Source organism: Rhodopirellula sp. UBA1907, assembly GCF_002337565.1.
In the GTDB taxonomy this organism is placed as follows: Bacteria; Planctomycetota; Planctomycetia; order Pirellulales; family Pirellulaceae; genus Rhodopirellula; species Rhodopirellula europaea.
In genome coordinates, this window is the sequence record NZ_DDGH01000077.1 from 1,796 (window position 1) to 23,229 (window position 21,434).

14 protein-coding genes are annotated in these 21,434 nt (G+C 56.5%); 9 read left to right on the plus strand and 5 right to left on the minus strand.

Annotated elements, in window-relative coordinates; all coding sequences use genetic code 11:
- Nucleotides 1–56: 56 nt before the first annotated feature.
- A complete protein-coding gene (locus B2R17_RS16555; RefSeq protein ID WP_286764854.1) occupies nt 57–1,232 on the minus strand; it encodes a patatin-like phospholipase family protein in 1,176 nt (391 codons plus the stop codon).
- A 332-nt stretch (nt 1,233–1,564) separates the two neighbouring features.
- Nucleotides 1,565–3,808, minus strand: a complete 2,244-nt coding sequence (locus B2R17_RS16560) for a sulfatase/phosphatase domain-containing protein (protein ID WP_286764855.1) — start codon at nt 3,806–3,808, stop codon at nt 1,565–1,567.
- Between the two features lie 152 nt (nt 3,809–3,960).
- Here B2R17_RS16560 and B2R17_RS16565 point away from each other — a divergent pair, with 152 nt between their 5' ends.
- The 4 genes from B2R17_RS16565 to B2R17_RS16580 all read left to right on the plus strand — a co-directional run bounded on the left by B2R17_RS16565 (nt 3,961) and on the right by B2R17_RS16580 (nt 10,877).
- Nucleotides 3,961–4,434: a YaiI/YqxD family protein gene (locus B2R17_RS16565; RefSeq protein WP_286764856.1), complete on the plus strand. Its 474-nt coding sequence runs from the start codon at nt 3,961–3,963 to the stop codon at nt 4,432–4,434.
- A 192-nt stretch (nt 4,435–4,626) separates the two neighbouring features.
- The gene (locus B2R17_RS16570; protein ID WP_339888264.1) at nt 4,627–8,112 is read left to right on the plus strand and encodes an amidohydrolase family protein; all 3,486 of its coding nucleotides are present in this window, start codon (nt 4,627–4,629) and stop codon (nt 8,110–8,112) included.
- On the plus strand, nt 8,109–9,416 hold the full coding sequence (locus B2R17_RS16575) for an amidohydrolase (protein WP_286764858.1): 1,308 nt from the start codon (nt 8,109–8,111) through the stop codon (nt 9,414–9,416). The genes B2R17_RS16570 and B2R17_RS16575 overlap by 4 nt, the downstream gene beginning before the upstream one ends.
- A 162-nt stretch (nt 9,417–9,578) precedes the next feature.
- Nucleotides 9,579–10,877 (plus strand): PQQ-like beta-propeller repeat protein, encoded by a 1,299-nt coding sequence (locus B2R17_RS16580; RefSeq protein WP_339888234.1) that lies wholly within the window; start codon nt 9,579–9,581, stop codon nt 10,875–10,877.
- 16 nt (nt 10,878–10,893) lie between these two features.
- On the opposite strand, the gene B2R17_RS16585 is transcribed toward B2R17_RS16580, so the two are convergent.
- Nucleotides 10,894–11,838: a DUF4261 domain-containing protein gene (locus B2R17_RS16585; protein WP_286764860.1), complete on the minus strand. Its 945-nt coding sequence runs from the start codon at nt 11,836–11,838 to the stop codon at nt 10,894–10,896.
- Nucleotides 11,839–12,225: 387 nt separating this feature from the next.
- On the opposite strand from B2R17_RS16585, the gene B2R17_RS16590 reads away from it, so the two are divergent.
- Complete coding sequence (locus tag B2R17_RS16590; RefSeq protein WP_286764861.1) at nt 12,226–13,539, plus strand: TCR/Tet family MFS transporter; 1,314 nt, start codon at nt 12,226–12,228, stop codon at nt 13,537–13,539.
- Complete coding sequence (locus tag B2R17_RS16595) at nt 13,539–14,555, plus strand: NAD-dependent epimerase/dehydratase family protein (RefSeq protein WP_286764862.1); 1,017 nt, start codon at nt 13,539–13,541, stop codon at nt 14,553–14,555. The genes B2R17_RS16590 and B2R17_RS16595 overlap by 1 nt, the downstream gene beginning before the upstream one ends.
- Here the strand turns inward: B2R17_RS16595 and B2R17_RS16600 are convergent.
- Complete coding sequence (locus B2R17_RS16600; RefSeq protein ID WP_286764863.1) at nt 14,527–15,348, minus strand: DUF6690 family protein; 822 nt, start codon at nt 15,346–15,348, stop codon at nt 14,527–14,529. The genes B2R17_RS16595 and B2R17_RS16600 overlap by 29 nt on opposite strands.
- Before the next feature lie 263 nt (nt 15,349–15,611).
- Between B2R17_RS16600 and B2R17_RS16605 the strand changes: the two genes are divergently transcribed.
- Both B2R17_RS16605 and B2R17_RS16610 read left to right on the plus strand, forming a co-directional pair.
- Entirely contained in the window at nt 15,612–17,072 is a 1,461-nt protein-coding gene (locus B2R17_RS16605) for a MerR family transcriptional regulator (protein WP_286764864.1), read from the plus strand.
- A 135-nt stretch (nt 17,073–17,207) separates the two neighbouring features.
- Entirely contained in the window at nt 17,208–19,256 is a 2,049-nt protein-coding gene (locus tag B2R17_RS16610; RefSeq protein ID WP_286764865.1) for a hypothetical protein, read from the plus strand.
- 37 nt (nt 19,257–19,293) lie between these two features.
- Here B2R17_RS16610 and B2R17_RS16615 read toward each other — a convergent pair whose 3' ends face one another.
- Nucleotides 19,294–20,490 (minus strand): cell wall biogenesis glycosyltransferase, encoded by a 1,197-nt coding sequence (locus B2R17_RS16615; RefSeq protein WP_008659403.1) that lies wholly within the window; start codon nt 20,488–20,490, stop codon nt 19,294–19,296.
- A gap of 278 nt (nt 20,491–20,768) precedes the next feature.
- Between B2R17_RS16615 and B2R17_RS16620 the strand changes: the two genes are divergently transcribed.
- Nucleotides 20,769–21,434: HD-GYP domain-containing protein (locus B2R17_RS16620; protein ID WP_286764866.1), on the plus strand; the 666-nt coding region annotated here is incomplete at its 3' end.

Here is a 21,434-nt window from a genome sequence, read left to right on the forward strand (position 1 = left end):
GACCCTCCTGCCAGGAGGGTGAAGTGGGGGACGTTTTCCAATCGCTTTGGTTGCGTTCACGCGGCTCTTAGGAGCACTCGGTTGCGGGGGACTCGGTCGAGGGATTCGCCGCCGTAGCGGGCGAGGGTTCCGTTGGCGACTTCGTAGCCGTGACGGAACAGGAGACTGAATTCCTGGTGGTCCAATCGGCGAAGCGTCGTTTCGATCCGGGAGACTCGATCGACTTCCTCGTCCGTCAGCGACGGTTGCTCGGTCCAATGCGAATCGCGAATTCCGGAGGTGCTGCCGGCGGCTTCTGTCGGCGTGTGGGCTCGCAGGGTGGATCGCTTGCTCTTCAGACCAAGTCGCAAATACGCGCCGCTGCCGGGGTTCTTCTTGAAGTGGTCGATCAACATCCGTGCTCGTAGGCTGCGGACTTGATCGGTGGCCACATCGACCAGCCGCATCGAGGCTTTCAAGTATCCCGGACGCCACTTCGATCGACGCGATTCGCTGCCCAGTGGTCGCGAGGCATCGCAGACGATCAAGAAGTCGGTGCCGTCGACCAAGCCGATGCCGGGTTTGAAAAGTGCTTCCACGCCGAGGTTGTCGTACACGCCACCATCCCAAAGGTGCAGCCGTTTGTACTTGGCCGGAATGGAATGCCACTCGTCGTTTCGCATCTCTTTCCAACGATGGTGTTTGGCTTTCACAATCAAAGGACCAATCAACCCAGGCACGGCGGCTGAAGCGGCCAAGGCATGCGACAGTCGAAGCTTCGGGTCGACGATGTATTTGGTTTGGTAGTCGCCCATCAAGTCCCGCTGGAATCGCCAGTTTTTGCCCGTTTGATAGCAGGTCGCGTTGATCAACCAACGAGGCGACTCGGGCAGGTCGGCAAGGTCACCGTTGATTTGCCAGCGTCGTTCGAGTTCGTCGCCGAGCACCGCGGCGCGGCCACTGAGGATTTGCCAGGGGAACATCAGCGACTTGATCACGTAGGATCGTTGCAGGTTCTGAGTGGTCAGCAAACGCAAGATTCGGGGAACGACCTCATGGAGGTATTCCTCGCTACTGGGCCAGCGATTGTTGGTCGCAGAAAATACCAGACCCGCGGCAAGGCTGCCTCCGGAAACGCTGGAGATCATCTGGACGTTTCCGAGCAAATCTTCCCGTGCGAGTCGCGCAAGGACGCCCAGATGAAACACGGTGGCGCGAACGCCGCCTCCCGAGAAAGCCAGTGCGATTTTCATCTTGGTTTGCGTGTGGATTTCCGGGAAGTCGAGACGGATTGGCTCGGTGAGATTACCGGGAGCGGCGGTTGCGTCGCCACGTCAATCCGGTTGGATTTGAGGGCGTCGCAGGGGCTTGGGGAGCGGGGTGGGCACGAAAAAAGGGCATCCATTGGTGAATGGATGCCCTTGGTTGGTCTCTTCACAAGCTGGAAGCCGATGCCACTTTTAAGCAGGTACGCAGGTTTCATCGGGTATTTGAGCCGTTGGCGTTAGCCACGGTTTTCACGCACAACCGGGGCTAACGCCCAAACGGCTCACATGGTTGTACTTGATCATTCCTGCCGACCTGCTTAGAGGCCCAGCGACTCGAGGGTGGGGGCCATGGCGTCGGCCCAGATCTCGTAGCCCTTTTCGGACAGGTGCAGGTAGTCAGGCATGATCGCGGGATCGATCGTGCCGTCCTCGTTCATGAAGTGATCGCCCAAGTCGACGTAAACGATGTTTTCGCCGTCGGCCATTTTCGCGATCCGGTCGTTGACGGCGATGTTATTCAGTCGCATCAAGTCCATCTTGGTTTTGCCTCGCGGCATGATGGCTTGCAACACGATCTTCGTCTTTGGCAATTTCTCACGCAGGATCGAAAGGATCTTTTCAACACCCTCGGCGATCTGCGTTGGATCTTGCATGAAGTGACCGGTGTTGTTGGTGCCGATCATCAACACAGCGACTTCGGGTTGGATCTTGCCGAGGTTGCCGTGTGTCAAACGCCAAATGATGTGCTCGGTGCGATCGCCGCCGATGCCCAAGTTGATGGTGTCGTGTTTGGCGTAGTTTTCTTCCCAAACCTTTTTGCCGCGGCCTTCCCAGCCTTGCGTGATGGAATCACCGATGAAGGCTAATTTGGGTTTGGCGGTCTTGGCCAGTTTGGACATCGCCATGTTGCGTTTCTGCCAACCTGGTTCGTCGCCTCGCGTGGCGGGAATGGTGGCGGAGTTGACATCATACAAATCACGCAGATCAACGTAGCGTTTTTTCAATCCGGCCAAAATGTCGGCGTATTCGGGATCGTTGTGAACCGACTTGAGTTCAAGAGGGTCGGTTTCCAGATCGAACAGGTTCCATTCGCGACTGCGGGGGAAGAACATCAGCTTGTAACGTTCGGTTCGCACACCGTCGTGAACGGGGACCATGTGCACCGCTGCGTTCTCGTAGTAGGCGTAGTACACCGCGTCACGCCAAGTCGATGACGCTCGGCAACCGTCTTTCATCATCGAGACCATGCTGCGTCCTTGGATGGCCTCGGGGATTTCTGCTCCGGCGGCTTCCAAGAAGGTCGGGGCGTAGTCGATGTTTTGGATGGGGGCGGTGCTTTCGGTGCCGGGTGCGATCACGCCGGGCCAGCGAATCAGGAACGGCATGCGAAGTGATTCTTCGAACATCCAGCGTTTGTCGTACCAGCCATGTTCACCGAGGTAGAACCCTTGGTCGCTGCTGTAGATCACGATCGTGTTTTCGGCGAGTCCTGATTCGTCGAGGTAAGCCAGCAGTTCACCGACGCTGTCATCGACCGCTTGAACGGTGCCCAGGTAATCCTTGATGTAGCGTTGGTATTTCCATTTGGTGATGTCTTTGCTGGACAGTTTGCCGGCTTTCATGTCGGCGATGAACTTTTGGTTCTCGGGTTCATAAGCGGCGTCCCAGGCGGCCTTTTGTTCGTCGTTCATGCGGCGATATTCGCCGTTGCCCAAACGTGGCAGGAACTGCTCGGGGAACAAACTCTCGCCATGGAACTTCATGTCGTGGCCCCAGTAGAAATGGTTCTCCAGCGACATTTCGCTTTCGTGCAGCAACTTCGAACGACCGGCGTAATCGTCGAACAAGGTTTCTGGTTCAGGCACGTCAACGCCTTTGTACAAATCAAAGTGACGTGGTGGAGGCGACCAGTTTCGGTGGGGAGCCTTGTGTTGGCACATCAGCACAAACGGTTGGTCTTCATCGCGATCGTTCTGCAACCAGTTCAGCGTGTTCTCGGTGATGATGTCCGTCACGTAGCCGGTATACCGCTTGCGTGACCCGTCCATCTGAATGAAGTCAGGGTTGTAGTAGTTGCCTTGTCCGGGAAGGATTTCCCAGTGATTGAAACCGACGGGATCGGTGCCCAGGTGCCACTTGCCAATCAGTGCGGTTTGATAGCCGACATCTTGCAACAGTTTTGGGAACGTGACCTGTGAGGCATCGAAGCGATTGCCGTTGCGAAGGAAGCCGTTGATGTGGCTGTGTTTGCCCGTCAGGATGCAGGCTCGCGAAGGGCCGCAGATTGAGTTGGCGCAGAAAGAGTTGTGAAAGACGGCGCCTTCGTTGGCGATGCGATCGAGGTTGGGAGTCTTGTTGATCTTGGATCCGTAAGCACCGATGGCTTGCAACGCATGGTCATCGGAAAACACGAAGACGATGTTGGGCCGTTTGGCTTTGGCCGGTTCATCCGCGGAAGCTGTGTGAGGCAAGAGTTTGCCGAGTACCGCGAGTGCAATCGACAACGCGACAAGGCGTTTCGTTATGCGAGATGCTTGGCGAGAAACCGGAAGATGATTCATGGTGTTGCCGGAGTCAGTGGTGGGAAGGTCGGTAGGAAGCGGCTAGTTTAAACCGAACCATGGCTCTGTTGTGGCACCGCTCGGTGTTTCTCGTTCGTCGACTCGGTGAATGAACCACAACGGAACCGACACTCACACCGGAACCATATGAAGTGAAAATTTGGATCGATGCCGACGCTGCTCCGCGGGACGTCAAGGAGGTCGTGTTTCGTGCCGCAAAACGTTTGGACCTGGTAACGATTTTGGTCGCGAATTCACCGGTTGGAGTGCCGGCGAACGCGACGACGGTTCGGTCCGTGGTCGTTCGCGAGGGAGCCGATCAAGCGGACCGGTACATCGTCAACAACGGCGAACCGGGTGATCTGGCGGTGACCGCCGATTTGCCGCTGGCGGGATTGTTGGTGGACAAAGGTTTGTTTGTGATCGATCCGCGAGGGGAAGAATATTCGCCCGCGACTATCGCCAGTCGTCTCTCGATGCGAAATTTCATGGACGACCTGCGGGGTGCTGGTGTCGAAACGGGCGGCAGTGCGTCTTATGGTCCCAAAGACAAAAAGGCGTTCGCGTCGACCTTTGATCGTTTGTTGACAAAAGCCATTCGGAGGGCTGAGACATCCTCGGAGTAGTGGTTCGCGTTGAAGCGCAGCAGCGACTATCCTGCGACAGTCCATTCTGCCCTCGACCGTGGAAATTCTGGTGTTTTCTCATGCCGGTTGTTGGTGGATTGATTTGCCAGGCGATCTTTGTCCGCCAGCCACAATCGAGTGAGTTCATTGAGATCTACCAATTGTCTGTGTCGGCTGATGCTGACCGTTTCGATGGCGTGTCTGGCCATCGTTGCCCACGGCCAAGATGTTCGCGGAGTCGCCCCTGTCGTGGGACTTCGCGCCAATTCGCCCACCGACGTCTTGCTGACCGGTGCCACATTGGTGACCAATCCGGATTACTACTTGAAGGATTTGGGTGCGGAGGAGTCCGCCAAGGAGTCTGATGAGAATTCAGCGATTGGCGATGTTCTGATTCGATCCGGTCGCATCGTCGCGGTCAGTGATTCCATTGAACCGCCGCCAGGTTGCCGCGTCGTGGATTGCTCGGGCAAGACGATCTACGCGGGATGGATCAATTCTTGGTATGAGGTGTCCGCTGATTCGCTGACCTCAGGCGATGACTATTGGAACGCGAATATTGTTGCCAACCGCGAAATTCGCGATTTGTCGAATGTTCCGAATGCTGGCAAGCTGCGCAGTCAAGGCTTCACCACGACGGTGCTGGCTCCGAAAGGACGCATCATCGGAGGCCAGCCTTCTGTTTGGTCGTTGAATGAATCAAAGGACGAAGCCGACAACGCTCACGCCGGACCGCAACGCATTGCAGATTTGAAATGGATGACGGCGGCGTTGTCCGTGCCGCGCGGGAATGATTCCGGCGAACGATATCCAAACTCTCCCATGGGCGCGGTGGCGTTGCTTCGGCAATCGCTTTATGACGCTCAGTGGTACCGAGACGCGTCGGCCGCTCACGATGCGAACCCGTCGCTGCCTCAACCCGATCACAGCGAGACTTTGCAAACGTTGCATCAAGCTTTGGCGGGTTCGACGTTTGTGTTTGATTGTCCCAATGAACGCATGGCGTTGCGGGCTCAGAACATCGCGAATGAATTCTCGATGCGATCAATCATCCGAGGCTCAGGACGAGAGTACCGAGAATCGGAAGCGATCGCGGCATTGGACCGAGTGCTTTTGTTGCCGCTGGATTTTCCAGAGGCTCCTGATGTGTCGACGCCCGAATCAGCACGCGAAGTGGATTTGGTCAGGCTGATGGATTGGAAGTTCGCTCCCACCAACCCGGCCGAGATGATTCGTCAGGGAGCGACGGTTTGCTTGACCACGGATCGCTTGGATGACCCTGGCAAGTTTTTGGCTCGATTGCGAACCGCCGTGGAACGTGGATTATCACGCCGCGACGCGGTCGCCTCGCTGACCACCACCCCGGCGGGATTGCTGGGGTTGGATCGGACTCATGGCCGCATCGCCGGTGGAATGTCAGCGAACTTGATCGTCGCGGATGGGGATTTGTTCGACAAAGAAACGAAGGTTTGGAAGGTCTTGGTCGATGGACAAGAGTTCGTGATCAATGAGGAACCGGAAACGAAAGTCGCGTCGTTGGTCGGTTCGTGGAAGCTTCGTATGCCAGCGGATTCCACTACGGAAGTCGAGTTGGCGATCTCGCAAAAGGACGGTCGCTTGTCGGCGGAGCTGATCGGCAAGACGCCGGGGGAAAGCAGCGAAGGAGACGTAGAAGCCGCAAGTGAATCGGATGATTCGGAAGAAGGCGAATCGGAATCAGAAGAGGAAGGTTCGGATGAGGAAGAGGATGACGAGAAAGACGATGAACCCAAGGAAAAGACGAGCAAGCAAAAGCTGAAGAAGATCGTTCAGCGATTGGATCAATTCGCGGGGCAGATCACTTGCGGTGATTCCGATGACGCTCTGTGCCAAGCCTTGGGTTTGCCAGAAGGCACGCATCGCGTCGTCATCCACTCGAGTGCCAAGACGTTGGCGGATGTTTCGAATGCGGAACCGCTGTCGATTGAATTCTATCCGATCGGGCAGTCTTCTCGCCGATTCCAAACCAGTTGGATGGAGCCGGAACCTGAAGACGACTCGGAGGAAGAGGAGTCGGATGAGGATTCATCGGACGATGACAAGGACGACGGTGAAGGTGCCGACGAAGAAACAAACGACGACAAGAACGCGGACGGTGAGCTTGCAGCGGCGGATTCCGCGAAAGAATCGAGTGAGTCGGCCGAAGAAGAGTCGTCAATCGACGAGTTGCAAATCGTTCGTCCGTTGGGTGCCTATGGCCGGTCCGAACCGGTCGCACGCCCGTCCAAGGTTCTGTTTCAAGGAGCGTTGGTTTGGACGTGCGAAGATCGCGATGACTTGCAGATTCCTGAAACACCGATGGATGTGTTAGTCGAAGATGGCCGAATTGTTGCGGTGGAAGAGCACATCACGGTTCCCACCGGAGAAGACTGCACGATCATCGATGCATCTGGCAAACACATCACTCCTGGTTTGATTGATTGCCACTCGCACGCGGCGACTGACGGCGGCATCAATGAATCGGGGCAAGTTGTCACGGCGGAGGTGCGGATCGGGGACTTCATCGACAACACCGACATCACGATCTATCGGCAACTCGCCGGCGGTGTCACGACCGCGAATATCTTGCACGGATCGGCCAATCCGATTGGTGGGCAAAACCAAGTTGTGAAGTTCCGTTGGGGGGATCCGATGGACGGCTTCCGATTCAAAGATGCTCCTTTGGGGATCAAGTTCGCGCTCGGCGAAAACGTCAAGCGGAGCACGTCGCGATATCCCAACACGCGAATGGGCGTTGAACAATTGCTTCGTGATCAATTGCTCGCCGCACGCGAGTACGCCAGTGCACATCGACGCTGGAATTCTGGTGAACGCAACACGTTGCCACCGCGAGTGGATTTGCAATTGCAAACGCTGGTTGAGATTCAGGACGGCAAGCGTTGGATTCACTGCCACAGCTATCGCCAAGACGAGATCATGGCGACGCTGGATGTTCTGGATGAGTTTGGCATTCGGATCGGAACGCTGCAGCATATTTTGGAAGGCTACAAGGTTGCCGATCGAATGGCCGAGCACGGTGCGATGGCATCTTCGTTCGCCGATTGGTGGGCTTACAAGTTCGAGGTCTACGATGCGATTCCTTACAACGGTGTGTTGATGCACAACAAAGGCATCGTGGTTTCTTACAACAGCGATGATGCGGAGATGGGCCGGCACCTGAACACCGAGGCAGGGAAAGCGGTCAAGTACGGCGGTGTCCCACCAACCGAAGCGTTGAAGTTTGTGACGCTCAATCCAGCGAAACAGCTTCGGATTGAAGATCGCGTTGGATCGATCCAAGTTGGCAAAGACGCGGACTTGGTCGTTTGGAGCGGACCGCCGATGTCCACGACCAGTCGTTGCGAACAGACCTGGATCGACGGTCGCCCGATGTTCCGTTTGGAAGATGATGCCGAGATGCAGGCCCGTGATGAAGCTTGGCGGAACGAGCTGATTCAGGAGTTGCTCGACGGCAAGCCAAAATCCGAATCGGATGATGCTTCAGAAGACGATGACGACAAATCGCTCTCCAACCGTCGCGTGATCGAACTAGCCGAAGAAGACCGCTGGTTGCGTTACGACGAGTTCTGCAATTCACGTGGTGCCCAGCAGAGAGCCCAACAAAACGCGATGTCACAAGGAACGGAGGAAGTCCAATGAGCGATTCAAGAAATTTATCGGCCGCCGTTCTGGCATTCGTTTTTGGAGCGTGCACGGTGTTGTCGCCTGCGATGTCTCACGACATGGTTCCCGGTAAACCACAAAGCAAGCCGATCGTGATTCGGAATGCGACGCTGCATTTGGGGAATGGTTCGATCGTCGAAAATGGATCAATTCTGTTTGAAGACGGGGTGATCAGCGAAGTGGGAGCTTCGGTCCGGTTGCCGGATTCGGCAGAGGTGATCGAGGGAGCGGGCAAGCACGTTTACCCGGGCTTGATCGATGCGTACACCGATCTGGGTCTTCGCGAAATCACGGCGGTGGATGTGACGCTCGACAATGTTGAGCGAGGGGAACTGAATCCCAATGTTCGATCTTGGGTCGCCTTCAATCCGGATAGCGAATTGATTCCTGTTGGTAGAGCAGGCGGTGTGATGTTGGCTCATGTCGTTCCCGGCGGCCGATTGCTGCAAGGACAATCGGGGGTAATGCAGTTGGACGGTTGGTCTTACCAGGACATGTTGTTGGAAGGTCCGGTCGGATTGTGCGTGAACTGGGAATCCGTGGTGCCTCGCGGTGGCGATTCCAAGGAGAAAGCCAAACGATACGACGAGCAAATCCAAGAGCTGGATGACTTGTTCGAACGAGCCCGCCGGTATGGCGAAGCGACCCAAGCGGAAGAGAGCGTGGCGACAGATCTTCGGCTGGAAAGTTTGCTTCCGGTGATCAACGGTGAACGACCCGTGATTGTCGAAGCCGATCGATTGGGAGCGATTGAGTCTGCGATCTCGTTCTTCACTTCGCGTCAGATCCCGATGGTGCTGTGCGGTGGTGCTGATGCGATGCACTGCGTTGAGCATTTGACGGCTCATGACATTCCCGTGATTTTGGTCGCGACTTATCGACTGCCACGGCGTCGGTCCGATCCGGTTGATGCGTTGTATTCGTTGCCAGCGAAACTTCGCGAAGCGGGCGTCCGGTTTGCGATTGCGGGCGAGGGATCGGGGTATCCGGGAGGTGCATCGAATATTCGGAACCTTCCGTATCACGCCGGTGTCGCGGTGGCTCACGGTTTGCCTCGCGAAGAAGCGGTGCGTGCGATCACTCAATCAGCAGCCGAAATTTTGGGCGTTGCCGATCGAGTCGGAACGCTGGCGGCAAAACGACATGCAACGTTGATCGTCGTCGATGGCGACGTGCTCGAGTCCGAAACGCGTGTGGTCGATGCCTACGTCCAAGGGCGCAAAGTCGATTTGGGCAACAAACACAAACAGTTGTATCGCAAGTACGAACAGTTGCCCTGATTCGGTTGTCCGTGGTCTGATTTTGTAGAAGGCCACTGATTCGTTCAGGTGACCCTTTCAGACCGTCGTGTTGATATACTGGCCCGCTGCGCAAGCGAAGACCGCGAATGATCGCGTGCTTGCAACTGTGGCCGATCAGGCCTTGCGCCGAGATGTCTACACGTGGAACGGAATGGTGACCGGATGAAAAAATTGTCTTTGGCTGGAATCGCTTTCTTTCTGTTGGCGTGCAGCAACACGTGGGCACAGACTCCAACGTTTTCGGATGCCGACTGGCCGTGGTGGCGTGGTCCAGGTCGTCAGGGACATGCCGTCGGTGAACAGGACCCACCAACCCAGTGGAGTGATTCTGCCGACGCGAAGCAGAATATCGTTTGGAAGGTTCCGCTCGCCGATCGAGGGCACGGTTCTCCGATTCTGCTCGGCGATCGGGTTTATTTGCAGGTCGCGGACAAGGCTCGTGATTCGCAGTTTTTGGTTTGTTTGAACCGTGACAACGGAGAATTGGTTTGGGAGGCGGTGGTTCACCAAGGTGAATTCGATGGCATCGACAAACGCGAACCCAATACCAAAGCCTCCTGGGCATCGTGCACGCCGGCGACTGATGGCGAACGAGTGTTCGTCAACTTCTACTTTGACAGAGCCGTTTACACGTCGGCGGTCAGTTTGGAAGGCGAGCTGTTGTGGCAGCAAAAACTGTGTCGCTATCAGATTCACCAAGGGTACGGTTCATCGCCGACCATCTATGAAAATTTGGTGATTGCATCCGCCGACAACAAGGCGGGCGGTCAAGTCGTCGGAATGGACCAAGTCACCGGCGAAGTTGTTTGGAGGCACCAGCGGCCAAAGGAACCGAACTATGCGTCGCCCGTTGTTTTGTCGGTCGCTGGCAAAGACCAGTTGATTCTGACGGGATGCGATTTGGTCACCAGTTTGGATCCGATGACCGGCAAGGTGAACTGGGAAATCGAAGGAGCGACGACCGAGTGCGTGACCACGACCGTGACTGACGGCCAGCACGTGTTTTCATCGGGTGGGTACCCTGACAATCACATTTCCGCGGTTGTGGCGGATGGATCGGGCGAGGTGGCATGGGAAGTCGGCACGCGAGTCTACGTGCCTTCCATGTTGGAAAAGGACGGCCATCTGTTCATGACGTTGGACGCGGGTGTCGCGATGTGTGTTGATTGCCAAACCGGTGAAACAAAATGGAAGGCTCGCTTGGGTGGCGATTTTACTTCGTCACCTGTTCTGGTGAACGACCGGATTTATGCGGTCAACGAGGAAGGCAAGTGTTACATCTTCCGAGCCGACCCCGAGCGATTTGAGTCAATTGGCGAGAACCAGCTCGGTGATTCCGTGATGTCGACACCCACCATCAGCGGCGGGCGAATCTACTTGCGAGTCGGCGTGCAAGAAGGCGGCAAACGCCAAGAGTACTTGTACTGCATTGGCGAGTGATTGATTTGCCAGACGTTTATTCCGCTGTCGGTTGATACTGTTCCGGCAGGGGATGGTCGTCTTGCGGTAAGAAGCGGAGCACCGATCGCGGCGGATCTGAGATGCTGTCCGGTTGTTGGTGCATCACCCAGGTGACCCCGTTTGGTCCTTGGACTGTGTCACCGTCTTCGAATGATTCTTCGCTTTCAATCAGGTGGCACGTGATCAGGCGAAGCAATTCGTCGATGTCGTTGAAGTCGTAGGCTTCCGCGAAAAATAATGCTTCGATGTCTGGTAGATCCAGCTGGCCGTTGCCGACGGTGTCCATCGCCGCGAATCCATCGTCGAGGCTGTAGAGCCGAACGTTGGCCCACAGATCTAGCGGTGGAAAATCGTTGTCCTCGGATTCTTGGATGACTTGATTCATCCCTTCCAAGTTGCGGATCGTTTCGCCAGCGGGATTGAAGTACGCGATTGCTTGTGGCAATTCGGTCAGGGCGGCGGCGACTTCGGTGATCAACGCGAGTTCATCAAACGGCTCGTATTCTTCCGGTGTCAGCGGCGCGTCTTCTTCGTCGGTTTTGAGGATGTAGCTGCTGCGAATTCGCAAGAACGCGGTGTGCTGAGGGACCTCTTCTTTGCCTTCGTCCCAAACCCACAGTTGTTCGAGAGAACGTTGTAGCGAACCCGGAAATGTCAGCGGTCCAAATGAGCCGTTGGACCATGCTTGGCGAACCGCCGAATCGGCGTCCTCGATTTGCATGTCGTCCGGCCAAGGTTTGTCGACCAAGTCGATCGCCAAGTGGCCGGGAGTTTCTTCGTCCATATCCATGATCAGCGACGGACCGGCAATCGCCCAATCCGCCGTAGCGGGCAGGGGATCAGACGGTTCGTATTCATCGATCGCAGCGGCAATTTTGCGCATCGACACGCGTTCGCGCAGGAGGACAACGACGCACTGGGTGTAGAAGCCTTGGGGCATCCGAAAGAACCTTCGTAGGAGCAAAATCCGTTTGGCAACACAAGAAATGCAGTGAGAACAGGTCACCGCTGAGAAGTTCTTGCGTTGGGCGCGTTTCCAACGCGCCAGCGATGGACCAACCGAACAGTTTAGACCGCCGGTTGAACGCTCGAAAGCCGGGGCGCAGCTTGACACCGGAACGAACAAACACGTCGATTATTGACCTTGGGATCAGAATCACGGGTGATTGGCGAACTTCCGTTCACGCCAAGAAACGCGTGGGAACGCCCATCTCGACGCCGAGCGGAGTGGATCGTAAGGTGTTGGTCCGCTTATCCGACGTCTCGCCTCACTCTTGCCCCCCAGAATGCCTTGATCACGCCTCCGCACCAGCGACGTTCGGCGGCGATGGCATTCATCCTGCTGACGTTGTTGATCGACATTTTGGCGATCGGAATCATCATTCCGGTGCTCCCGGAATTGATCAAAGAGTTTGTCGGCGGCGACACTTCTCGGGCCAGTTGGTACGTCGGCGTGATTGGCGCGACCTATTCGCTGATGCAATTCTTCTTTGCCCCGGTCTTGGGCGCACTCTCGGATCGATTCGGACGCCGCCCGGTGATTTTGGCGTCATTGTTTGGACTGGGCGTCGACTTCATCGTCACCGGTTTGGCACCGACGGTCGGATGGTTGTTTGTTGGACGGATTGTGGCCGGCGTGATGGGGGCCAGTTTCTCAACCGCGAATGCGTACATCGCTGACGTTTCGACGCAAGAAACCCGAGCCCGCAACTTCGGCTTGGTTGGAATGATGTTTGGATTGGGATTCATCATCGGACCCGCCCTGGGTGGAGTGCTCGGTGGTATTCACATTCGATTGCCATTCTTCGTCGCGGCAGGATTGTCACTGGTCAATTGGTTGTACGGTTTCTTTGTGCTGCCTGAATCGTTGCCACCGGAAAAGCGAGGTTCGATTTCGTTGGCTGCGATGAACCCGCTGGGCACGATCGCGAGACTTCGCAACTATCCGATGATCGCCGGTTTAGCGGTCGCGTTCATGTTTTCATCTTTGGCCCAACGTGGATTGGAAAACGTTTGGGTGCTGTCGATGGGATATCGATTTGGTTGGAATGAGGTCACCAATGGACTGACGTTGGCGCTGGTCGGTTTGATGGCTGCGATTGTTCAAGGCGGCTTGGTTCGACCGATGATCAAACGTTTGGGTGAACGACGCACCGCAGTGTTGGGAACCTGCGTTTCGTGTCTCGCGTTCCTTGGATACGGGTTGGCATCCCAGGGTTGGATGATTCCGTGCATTGTCGTGTTTGGATCGTTGGCCGGATTGGCAGGGCCCGCTATCCAAAGTTTGGTCGCGGGGCGGGTCAGTCCCGAAGAACAAGGCAAGGTGCAAGGTGCACTGACATCGTTGATCAGCCTGACAAACATTCCTGCACCGTTGTTGTTCACCAGTGGACTGCTTGGCTATTTCACGTCGGAAAAGGCTCCGTTTGAATTCCCCGGGGCTCCGTTCGTGTTCGGTTCTTTGTTGTTGGCAATCGCCGTGATCGTTCTGGCTCGCGTGTTCATCAAGTTTCCCGCCAGCGGCGATCCTGTGGGTGACCCGAACGCGATCGTGCCGGTGGATCAGCCGCCGGCGGAATCGGACAGCGAAGATGAGAATGATGCGGAACCAACTCAATCGCCGGCATTGGGGTCGACTTGATGCGAGTGGTCGTGACCGGTTGCAGCGGCTTCCTTGGCGGCGAAATCGTTCGTCAATTGCTGCAACGTGATTGTGAAGTCGTCGGGCTGTCACGCCGCGAAACGGCTGATTTGGTTCGGGCCGGGATGACGCATCATCGCGGTGATTTGCTTGACACCGACTATCTTGCTCGCGTGATCGCGGGTGCCGAAGTTGTGATTCACACCGCGGCCGTCGCCGGGGTTTGGGGAAGTTGGCAGCATTACTTCGACAACAACGTTGTTGCGTCGCGAAACGTGTTGCAAGCTTGCCAAGAATTTGGCGTCTCGCAGTTGATCTACACGAGCAGTCCCAGTGTCACGTTCGACGGCAACGATCAACGTGATGTCGATGAAGCGGAACCGTATCCCGAAACGTGGATGTGTCATTACCCGCACACCAAGTCGATCGCGGAACGAGAAATTCTGGCGGCGGATCAGCCGAACGGAATGCGAACGGTTTCACTGCGTCCTCATTTGATTTGGGGACCGGATGACCCGCACTTGATTCCTCGTGTGTTGCAACGTGCACGCAGTGGGCGATTGCGAATCATCGGCGACGGCAACAATGTGATCGACACGGTTCATGTCATCAACGCAGCTGCCGCTCACTTGGACGCGATGGATGCGTTGCAAACGCGTCCGGAGGAAGCGGCGGGACGAGCGTACTTCATCACGCAAGACGAACCGGTCGATTGTTGGGACTGGATCGCGAAACTTTGTCGTGTTCACGGCGTTGATCCGCCGACCAAATCCATCTCGTTCGCGGCCGCGTACCGCATCGGTGCGGTGTTAGAAACGGTGTGGCGATTGACGGGGCGTAGCAGCGAACCGCCGATGACTCGCTTTGTCGCGTCGCAGCTGGCGAAAGATCACTCGTTTGACATCACGGCCGCAAAAGAGCGGCTGGGGTATCGGCCCCGCATCGACATGGACGCGGGGCTGCAAACGTTGGCGGATGCCGCCGCCGTTACCAGCGACCCGTCCACTGATCAGTGACGACGATTCGTTTGGCTTCGTCGCTGATGCCGTACGTCAGGTTCGGCTGGTTGAGTTCCAAGAACACCGTGTACTTTTGGTGCACCGCATCGCTGAAGACAACGGGAGCGTGGGTCAGACGTAGGAAGTGAACCGGGGTGCCGTTCCAACGCTTGGTGAACACGCCGGCTTCGAGCGATGGTTCGCGAACCAGTCCGTAGTGCGACTGGATCGTGGTCATCAATCGCGACGGGTCTCCGGTGAAACCGTGCAACGAAATCCGCTGGATTGATCCGGATCGATCGAAGTAGTACGTCAACGTGCCGGCCAAATCGGTTGCTTGGGTGCCGGTGACGATGGGCACTCGCAAGCCTTCGAGTTGCAGGTCGGCTAGCACCGTCGAAACTCGCGAGAATCGATTGAGGATCGCGTGCGTGGTCAAGTCAAAACGCAGGACCTCACGCAAATCAGCGACGTTGTTTCCGGCCAGGGCGGGGGCTTCGTCGTTGGCGGGGATCGCACCGAGCTTCTTTGCGATTTCGGGTTCGTAGCGATAACGTTTGGACGCCACACCACGAAGCGTTTCGACTTGGTGGTGTGAGTGAACCGGGTATCGATCCGAATCGGGCGAATTCGTGACGCCGCCGACGGGAGCTTCTCCGGATCCCCAACCGGTCGCGGTGATGCCTTCTCCGCGAAAAACGTTGGTCACGGAACCGGCGGCGTTCCGCCCCCAATCGGTTTCTGAAGCGACATAGGGTCCTCCCGCGGCGACGGCGAGCACCGTGATTTTGCCCAGGCGAGTGACGAGCATGACAAAAGAACCTGCGAATGAGTTGGGAGGAGATGGGGTGTCGTGAAGAGAACACCCTTCGTCGGTATCGGTTCTCTGGCCATCAAAGTCGCCCTGTTTTCAATGACCCGGCAGAACCGTGAAGAACGAGGCAACCGGTGCGTTCGTCAAGTCGCGAACAAGCAATGCATCCGGTTTCGCATTTACGCTGACGATCGGTGGGACTTTGTTCATTGCATCACGCGACAATCTTCCTCGTGACCGCAATCCGGAGTGGTCGGCGGATGCTGATCGGATATCTTGTCGGCATCATGCCTTTCAACGACGAAATCGAATCGCCGAACGACGACCTGAGCGACACGCTGGATGATGAGTTCGATGTGGACTCGTCGGACATCGAGGACGTCGGTTCGGAGGATGCGTCCCTGCCAACGGATGCGTTGTCAGGGCGGCGAATACTGATCGTTGGGCGTCTGGGCGGCATGAATCGCCGCGAAGCAACCAACCTGTTGCGATCGTATGGGGCCGTCGTCGTTGAAAGCGAGGCTTCATCGGTCGATTGCATCGTCATCGGTGCCGAAGAGTCACCTTTGGCGGAAGCCGAATTGATCGAGAAGGCGACTGGGCGACGCGGCGATGACTCGGATGTGCAGATTTTGCACGAGACCGATTTGTGGCAACAACTCGGGTTGGTCGATGCGGAACAATCGATTCGCAAATTGCATACGCCGGCCATGTTGGCTCATTTGTTGGGCGTTTCCGTGCGTGTCATTCGACGTTGGCATCGTCGAGGATTGATTCGGCCGGTGCGGACATTGCACAAGTTGCCTTACTTTGATTTTCAAGAAGTCGCGACGGCCCGACGTTTGGCGGCATGGGTGGCATCCGGTGCCAGTCCCGAGGCAATTGAACGACGGATCATGCAGTGGGTCGAAGTCGTTCCCAACCTGCGACGTCCTTTGGACCAGTTGTCGATTTTGGTCGAAGGCAAGCACGTCTTGCTCCGCCAAGGCGAAGGTCTGATTGAACCCGGCGGTCAGTTGAGGTTTGACTTCGACGCGATGGAGGACGACGAATCGTCGACTGAGCCAGACTCATCGGACACGCCAATCCTGCAGTTCTCGCGACCGAGCGATCCGTTCGAGAATGAATTTGGCATGACGGCATCGAACTCATTCGCCAGTTCAAAGTCGCCGTTTGAAAATGCCGGTGTTGGTGCGACCGATCACGGCTCAATGCAGTTTCCTCCCGCGGATGAGTTGCCCGAGGAAGAAGACGATTTGCTGCTGTCGGCGTACCAAGCCGAAGATTCCGGCGAGCTGGAAACTGCGATCGACTGCTACCACGCCGTGCTGGCACGCGATGGAGCCCGGTCGGACATCCATTTTCAGATTGGTGAGTTGTTGTACCGAGTCGGCGAAACGATCGCTGCGAGGGAACGGTACTACGCCGCCCTCGAGGTCGACCCGGATTTCGTGGAAGCTCGTTCGAGTTTAGCGGGCGTGTTGGCGGAAACGGGCCAGCCGGAATTGGCGGTCGCGGCCTATCGAGGTGCCCTGGCGCTGCACGACGATTACCCGGATGTGCACTACAACTTGGCCCGGATTCTCGAGGACCTGCACCGCAGCGTCGAGGCGGAGCATCATTGGCGGCGGTTTCTGCAGCTTTCCCCGGGCAGCCCGTGGGCGGACGAGGCGCACGCACGATTGGAAGAATTGCGGCAATCGGAACAGTCCGATTTCTAAACGGGTGGCGAGCCCCATCCCGCGGGCGTTTCGGGCCGCAGAAAGCTGATCCGAAGACAGGTGAATCCGTGGTTCGACGGATTAGAATGGAGACGCTTCTCGTTCTTCATTTTCGCCAACCCTCGGATTTCCCGAATGGCTGACCGCTTTTTCAGTCGCCTTCTCGTCGCCAGCTTCGCTGCCTTTTGTGTGTTCGCGAATTCGGGTTTGCACGGCATTGTCGCCCAGGAGACGGCTGCCGATTCGGAAGAATCAACCCCATTGCCGCCCGATCCGGCGGTGGAACAGTTGATCTTGAAAGCCAGCGGCGGCCCCGAAGCACTCGGCCGCAGTTTGGATTCGTTGGCCCGGGTTCGAGCCTGGTCAGTGATCGACGAACTGTTGCAGCCACTCGCGAGCAACGCACCGGCGGCGGATCGTGCCGCACGGATTGCATCCCAAATCAGCACCGATCAGCGGATCCGAATTTCGTCGGCGGAAGATGTTTCAGAAGAGGCCAAAAAGGCACTCGATGCAATCTTCGACGCACGAGCAACAACGCTTCGCGACCCGAATCGTTTGCAAGCCGCGATCAAACAATTGACCTCCAGCAGCGATGATGAAAAGCTCGGTGCCTACCGAACACTTTTCCGTGGTGGTGAATACGCTTCGGCAGCGTTGATCGGCGATATCGTTCGAACCAAAGACTTGGATCAGCGCCGTGAGGACTTGCGAGTCCTGTTGAAGATCGATCGAAGTGCTGGTATCGCTGGGCTTCGCCGCGTCGCTTTGTACGGGAATGATTCCGCGAGATCGAAGGCGATCGACGCGCTGGCGATGTTGGGTTTGGATGAAGTACAAGTTGACTTGTTGGTGCGTCGCTTAGAAGCGACATCCGACGCGGCATCGAGATTGCCCGCTCTGAAGATCATGCGGTTGGCATTGAAAGACGCGATGGACGAAGCCGTCGCGAGCCAACATGATTTTGGTGATGTGTCGGTTTGGGCCATCAATGCAAAACGTGACGGAGTTGTGCCAACGCAAGCTGCGACCTGGGTGGTCGCCTTTCGGAATGCAGCCGATGCGGCTTCGCGATTGAGTCGAGTCGGTGACGACGATCCGGCCAGCATGGTTCAACAGCTGACTGCGCAATTGGCATATCGCGTTGCGAACGATCCCGATTGGGGCGACGCGAAAAATCGCGATGAGTTCATCAAAGCTTTCTTCGGCGATGCATCGTCGGAAGACGTGCTGGCGGCATGGGCGTTGCCCGTTTTAGAAAACAGCGTCGAGCTGGACAACGATCCTGCCGCCGTTGGAATCTTACGATTGATCGATGGTGAACTCAGCCGTGGTTTGTCGGCATCGCTGCTGCGGCAAGGAGCGGACGCGAGCGTGTTGGTGGAGACCGTCGACCATCCCAACGCGACGGTACGATACGAAGCCGCTGCAACAATCGCCCGGTTGATGGCAGCCGATCCCCAGCTCACTTTCGCGGGCATTTCACGCGTTCGTGATCGTTGGCAACAAATGGCAACGCTGGGTCCGAAGGGCGTCGTGATTATCTTGGAAAACAGGCCGGAGATTATCTCGGCTTGGCAGCGAATCATGGCCGGAGCCGGCTTTGAACCGCGAATCGCGGATTCGGTCGCGGCTCTCGAGCGACGTCTCTCCCGCGGTGATGACGTGCGATTGATCGTTTCGAAACAGCAACCTCGTGATGCTTCCGCGATTGAAATGATCGATGTGGTTCGGCGAATGCGAGTGGGACGCGACGTTCCTCTACTGATTTATTCGCCCGCACCGATGATCGAGACACCGGAACAGCTTGAAGAAGAGATCGATCAGCGCACTGAGTCACAGAAGGAGTTTGATGCCAACCTTCCCGATCAATTCGGAGTTCGCGGCGGGATCGATTCGCTGGACATCGAGATCGAAGCCAGTCTCATTCATGGAACGGTGCATCGAGACTGGACCAAACGCCGAGGATTGGATCTGCAGTTGATCGGCCAGACGCGTTGGGGCGATGAGTCTCTGCGAGCAGGTGTGATTCGTTCGATGCCACGCCCGCGATCGGCTGCTGGCCTGTACGAAATTCTGCTGGATAGTCGTCGGCGTGCTCACTTGCCAACGTTGTCACCGAGCGATCGAGTGCGTTATCGCATGATCGCTTTGGACGCGATTGCAATGACCACTGAAGAGTGATTTTGCACTCTTCGTGTCGGAAAGAACCTTAGTTTGTTCAAACGGTTTCGCGTAGCCGCGAGGTGAACTCGGGGAACGCGGCGCGGACTCGGGTCCAGTTTGGAATCGAAGGGTTGCCACTTGGATCCGCCGCGAAAATTTCGCCGGCTTGCGTGACGCACTGGGCGAACGCTTCGATGGCCATTTCTTCGGAGTGACGATCGTACTTCAACGAGTTGACTCGGGCGTCCGCAGCGTACTGACGGATGCAGTCTTGCGCGATTCGCAAGAACGAGGCACGCAGAGTCACAAAGGTTGATTCGCCGAAGACGATGCCTTGACTGGCCAAGGTGCGATAGATCGTGGTGAGGATGTCGAGCGCCATCTTGATCAGACCGCTGGATGGTTGATCGACCGCGAGCGTTTGATGTTTGTGTTCGTAAAGGCGGGCCAAATCGACTTGGCAAACACGTTTGTGCGAGGTGTTTCGGTAGACGTCCGCGAGCGTTCCGACTTCCAGTCCCCAATCACTGGCGACTCGGTTGGTGCGGGCAAGGTTGCGTGTCAGCGAGAATTCGCCCGACAGAGGGTAACGGAAGTTGCCCAGGAACCGAACGAATTGGTTCTCGGGGAAGCATTGCATCAGAGCTCTTAGCAGCGGTGCAACCAACAATCGAACAACGCGTCCGTGCATGCGGTCGGTGACACGTGCGTAGTAGGCTTTGCAGAATTCGAAATCGAGCCCTGGATGAACCATCGGCAAGCAAAGCCGCGTGAGCAGTTGACGGTCGTAGTCGACAATGTCGCAGTCATGCAAAACAAAGGTTTCGATGTTGGGATCGTCCAACAAATACCCAAAGGCGGTCCAAACGCTACGACCCTTCCCAGGCACGGACACATCAATGCCCGATTCGATCAGTTCGTTGTAGAGCCCTTGGACTTCGGGGCCGTCGGTCCAGAGGACTTTGGCGCGGTCGCCCAGCGGAGCGATTTTGGCGCAGGTTTCGTCGTAATCGCTTTGATCGGGTGCCACGCCCAAACTGACAACGATTGAGGCGATGTAATCGGCCTGAGCCAACTCGCGGACAATCACATCAAAAGGTTCGGCACGCATGTCTGATGCGGTGACCGGCAACACGAGTCCGATGTCATGATTTCGAGTTGATTCCCGAAGCATCGATTCCAAATTATCCAATTTGGCCGACCGAAGATCGTGGATCGTCGTGATCATGTCGTGTTGATAAAAGTCTGGCATGCCAACCTGTTCCGTCGTCGAGAGGCGAGTTTTTCCGGCACCAATGCCGCACGCGGAGCAGTTTGATCGAATGTCGTCAGATCGGCAACGAGTGCAAATTATGCACCTGCCACCTGAAATGCTCGTGCCGACGGGACCGATTGTTCCGCCTACCGAGTTTGCAAATCCGAAAGATTTGGGGGGGAAGTCATTCGTGCCCGCTTGTGCACTGTACGTTTGATTGTCTCCGTACCTCAATGGGGATGTGCCCCCTCAATCGTGTGGTGTTCAAGTCAGAAATGCTCGCTTCGGATCTCATCGCAATCAGTGTCTCCACGCTGTCGCCTTCATCGGCGATTGGTGCGGATCTGTATTGCCGTGTCGGATCCACGGATGAAGTGAAGCTTTATCGGGGGGCGAACTACCCGATGAAGCCCGCGGACTTGAACAAGTTGAAGTCCCGCGGCGTGACAAAACTGTTCATTGAACGGGAAGGCCGATCCAGCTATCAGGAATACCTGCGAAACCTGGCCGCGGGTGCCGAAGATGATGCTGCCACGAATTCACAGCGTTCCGCAGCTCTCAACGAAGTCGTTCTCGATGTGTTGCAAGGAAGTTTTGCCAACAACGATGAAGACGAAACGGTCAATGCTGCGAGCGAGCTCGGCGGAATCGCGGCCAGCTTGGTTTCCCGAGAAGACTTTGCCGCAGGCGATTTGTTCCGCGTTCTGAATCACGATTACGCAACGTTCACACACAGTGCCAACGTCGCTTTGTATGCCGGGATGCTGGCGAGCGAGTTGGGGATGACCCAGCATGAAGTGGAATTGGTCGTTGCCGGCGGGTTGTTGCACGACCTGGGCAAACTGGAAATTCCCGATCAGATTTTGACTAAACCTGGGCGACTGGACGAAGACGAATTTGCGTTGATCAAGAAACATCCCGGTGAATTGACCGACGAACTC

What these genes read in the sequence shown, in the direction of transcription:
- B2R17_RS16555 (WP_286764854.1), bottom strand. Translation starts at nt 1,232, where the DNA reads ATGAAAATCGCACTGGCTTTCTCGGGAGGCGGCGTTCGCGCCACCGTG.
- B2R17_RS16560 (WP_286764855.1), bottom strand. Translation starts at nt 3,808, where the DNA reads ATGAATCATCTTCCGGTTTCTCGCCAAGCATCTCGCATAACGAAACGC.
- B2R17_RS16570 (WP_339888264.1), top strand. Translation starts at nt 4,627, where the DNA reads ATGGCGTGTCTGGCCATCGTTGCCCACGGCCAAGATGTTCGCGGAGTC.
- B2R17_RS16575 (WP_286764858.1), top strand. Translation starts at nt 8,109, where the DNA reads ATGAGCGATTCAAGAAATTTATCGGCCGCCGTTCTGGCATTCGTTTTT.
- B2R17_RS16585 (WP_286764860.1), bottom strand. Translation starts at nt 11,838, where the DNA reads ATGCCCCAAGGCTTCTACACCCAGTGCGTCGTTGTCCTCCTGCGCGAA.
- B2R17_RS16590 (WP_286764861.1), top strand. Translation starts at nt 12,226, where the DNA reads ATGGCATTCATCCTGCTGACGTTGTTGATCGACATTTTGGCGATCGGA.
- B2R17_RS16595 (WP_286764862.1), top strand. Translation starts at nt 13,539, where the DNA reads ATGCGAGTGGTCGTGACCGGTTGCAGCGGCTTCCTTGGCGGCGAAATC.
- B2R17_RS16600 (WP_286764863.1), bottom strand. Translation starts at nt 15,348, where the DNA reads ATGCTCGTCACTCGCCTGGGCAAAATCACGGTGCTCGCCGTCGCCGCG.
- B2R17_RS16605 (WP_286764864.1), top strand. Translation starts at nt 15,612, where the DNA reads ATGCTGATCGGATATCTTGTCGGCATCATGCCTTTCAACGACGAAATC.
- B2R17_RS16610 (WP_286764865.1), top strand. Translation starts at nt 17,208, where the DNA reads ATGGCTGACCGCTTTTTCAGTCGCCTTCTCGTCGCCAGCTTCGCTGCC.
- B2R17_RS16615 (WP_008659403.1), bottom strand. Translation starts at nt 20,490, where the DNA reads ATGCCAGACTTTTATCAACACGACATGATCACGACGATCCACGATCTT.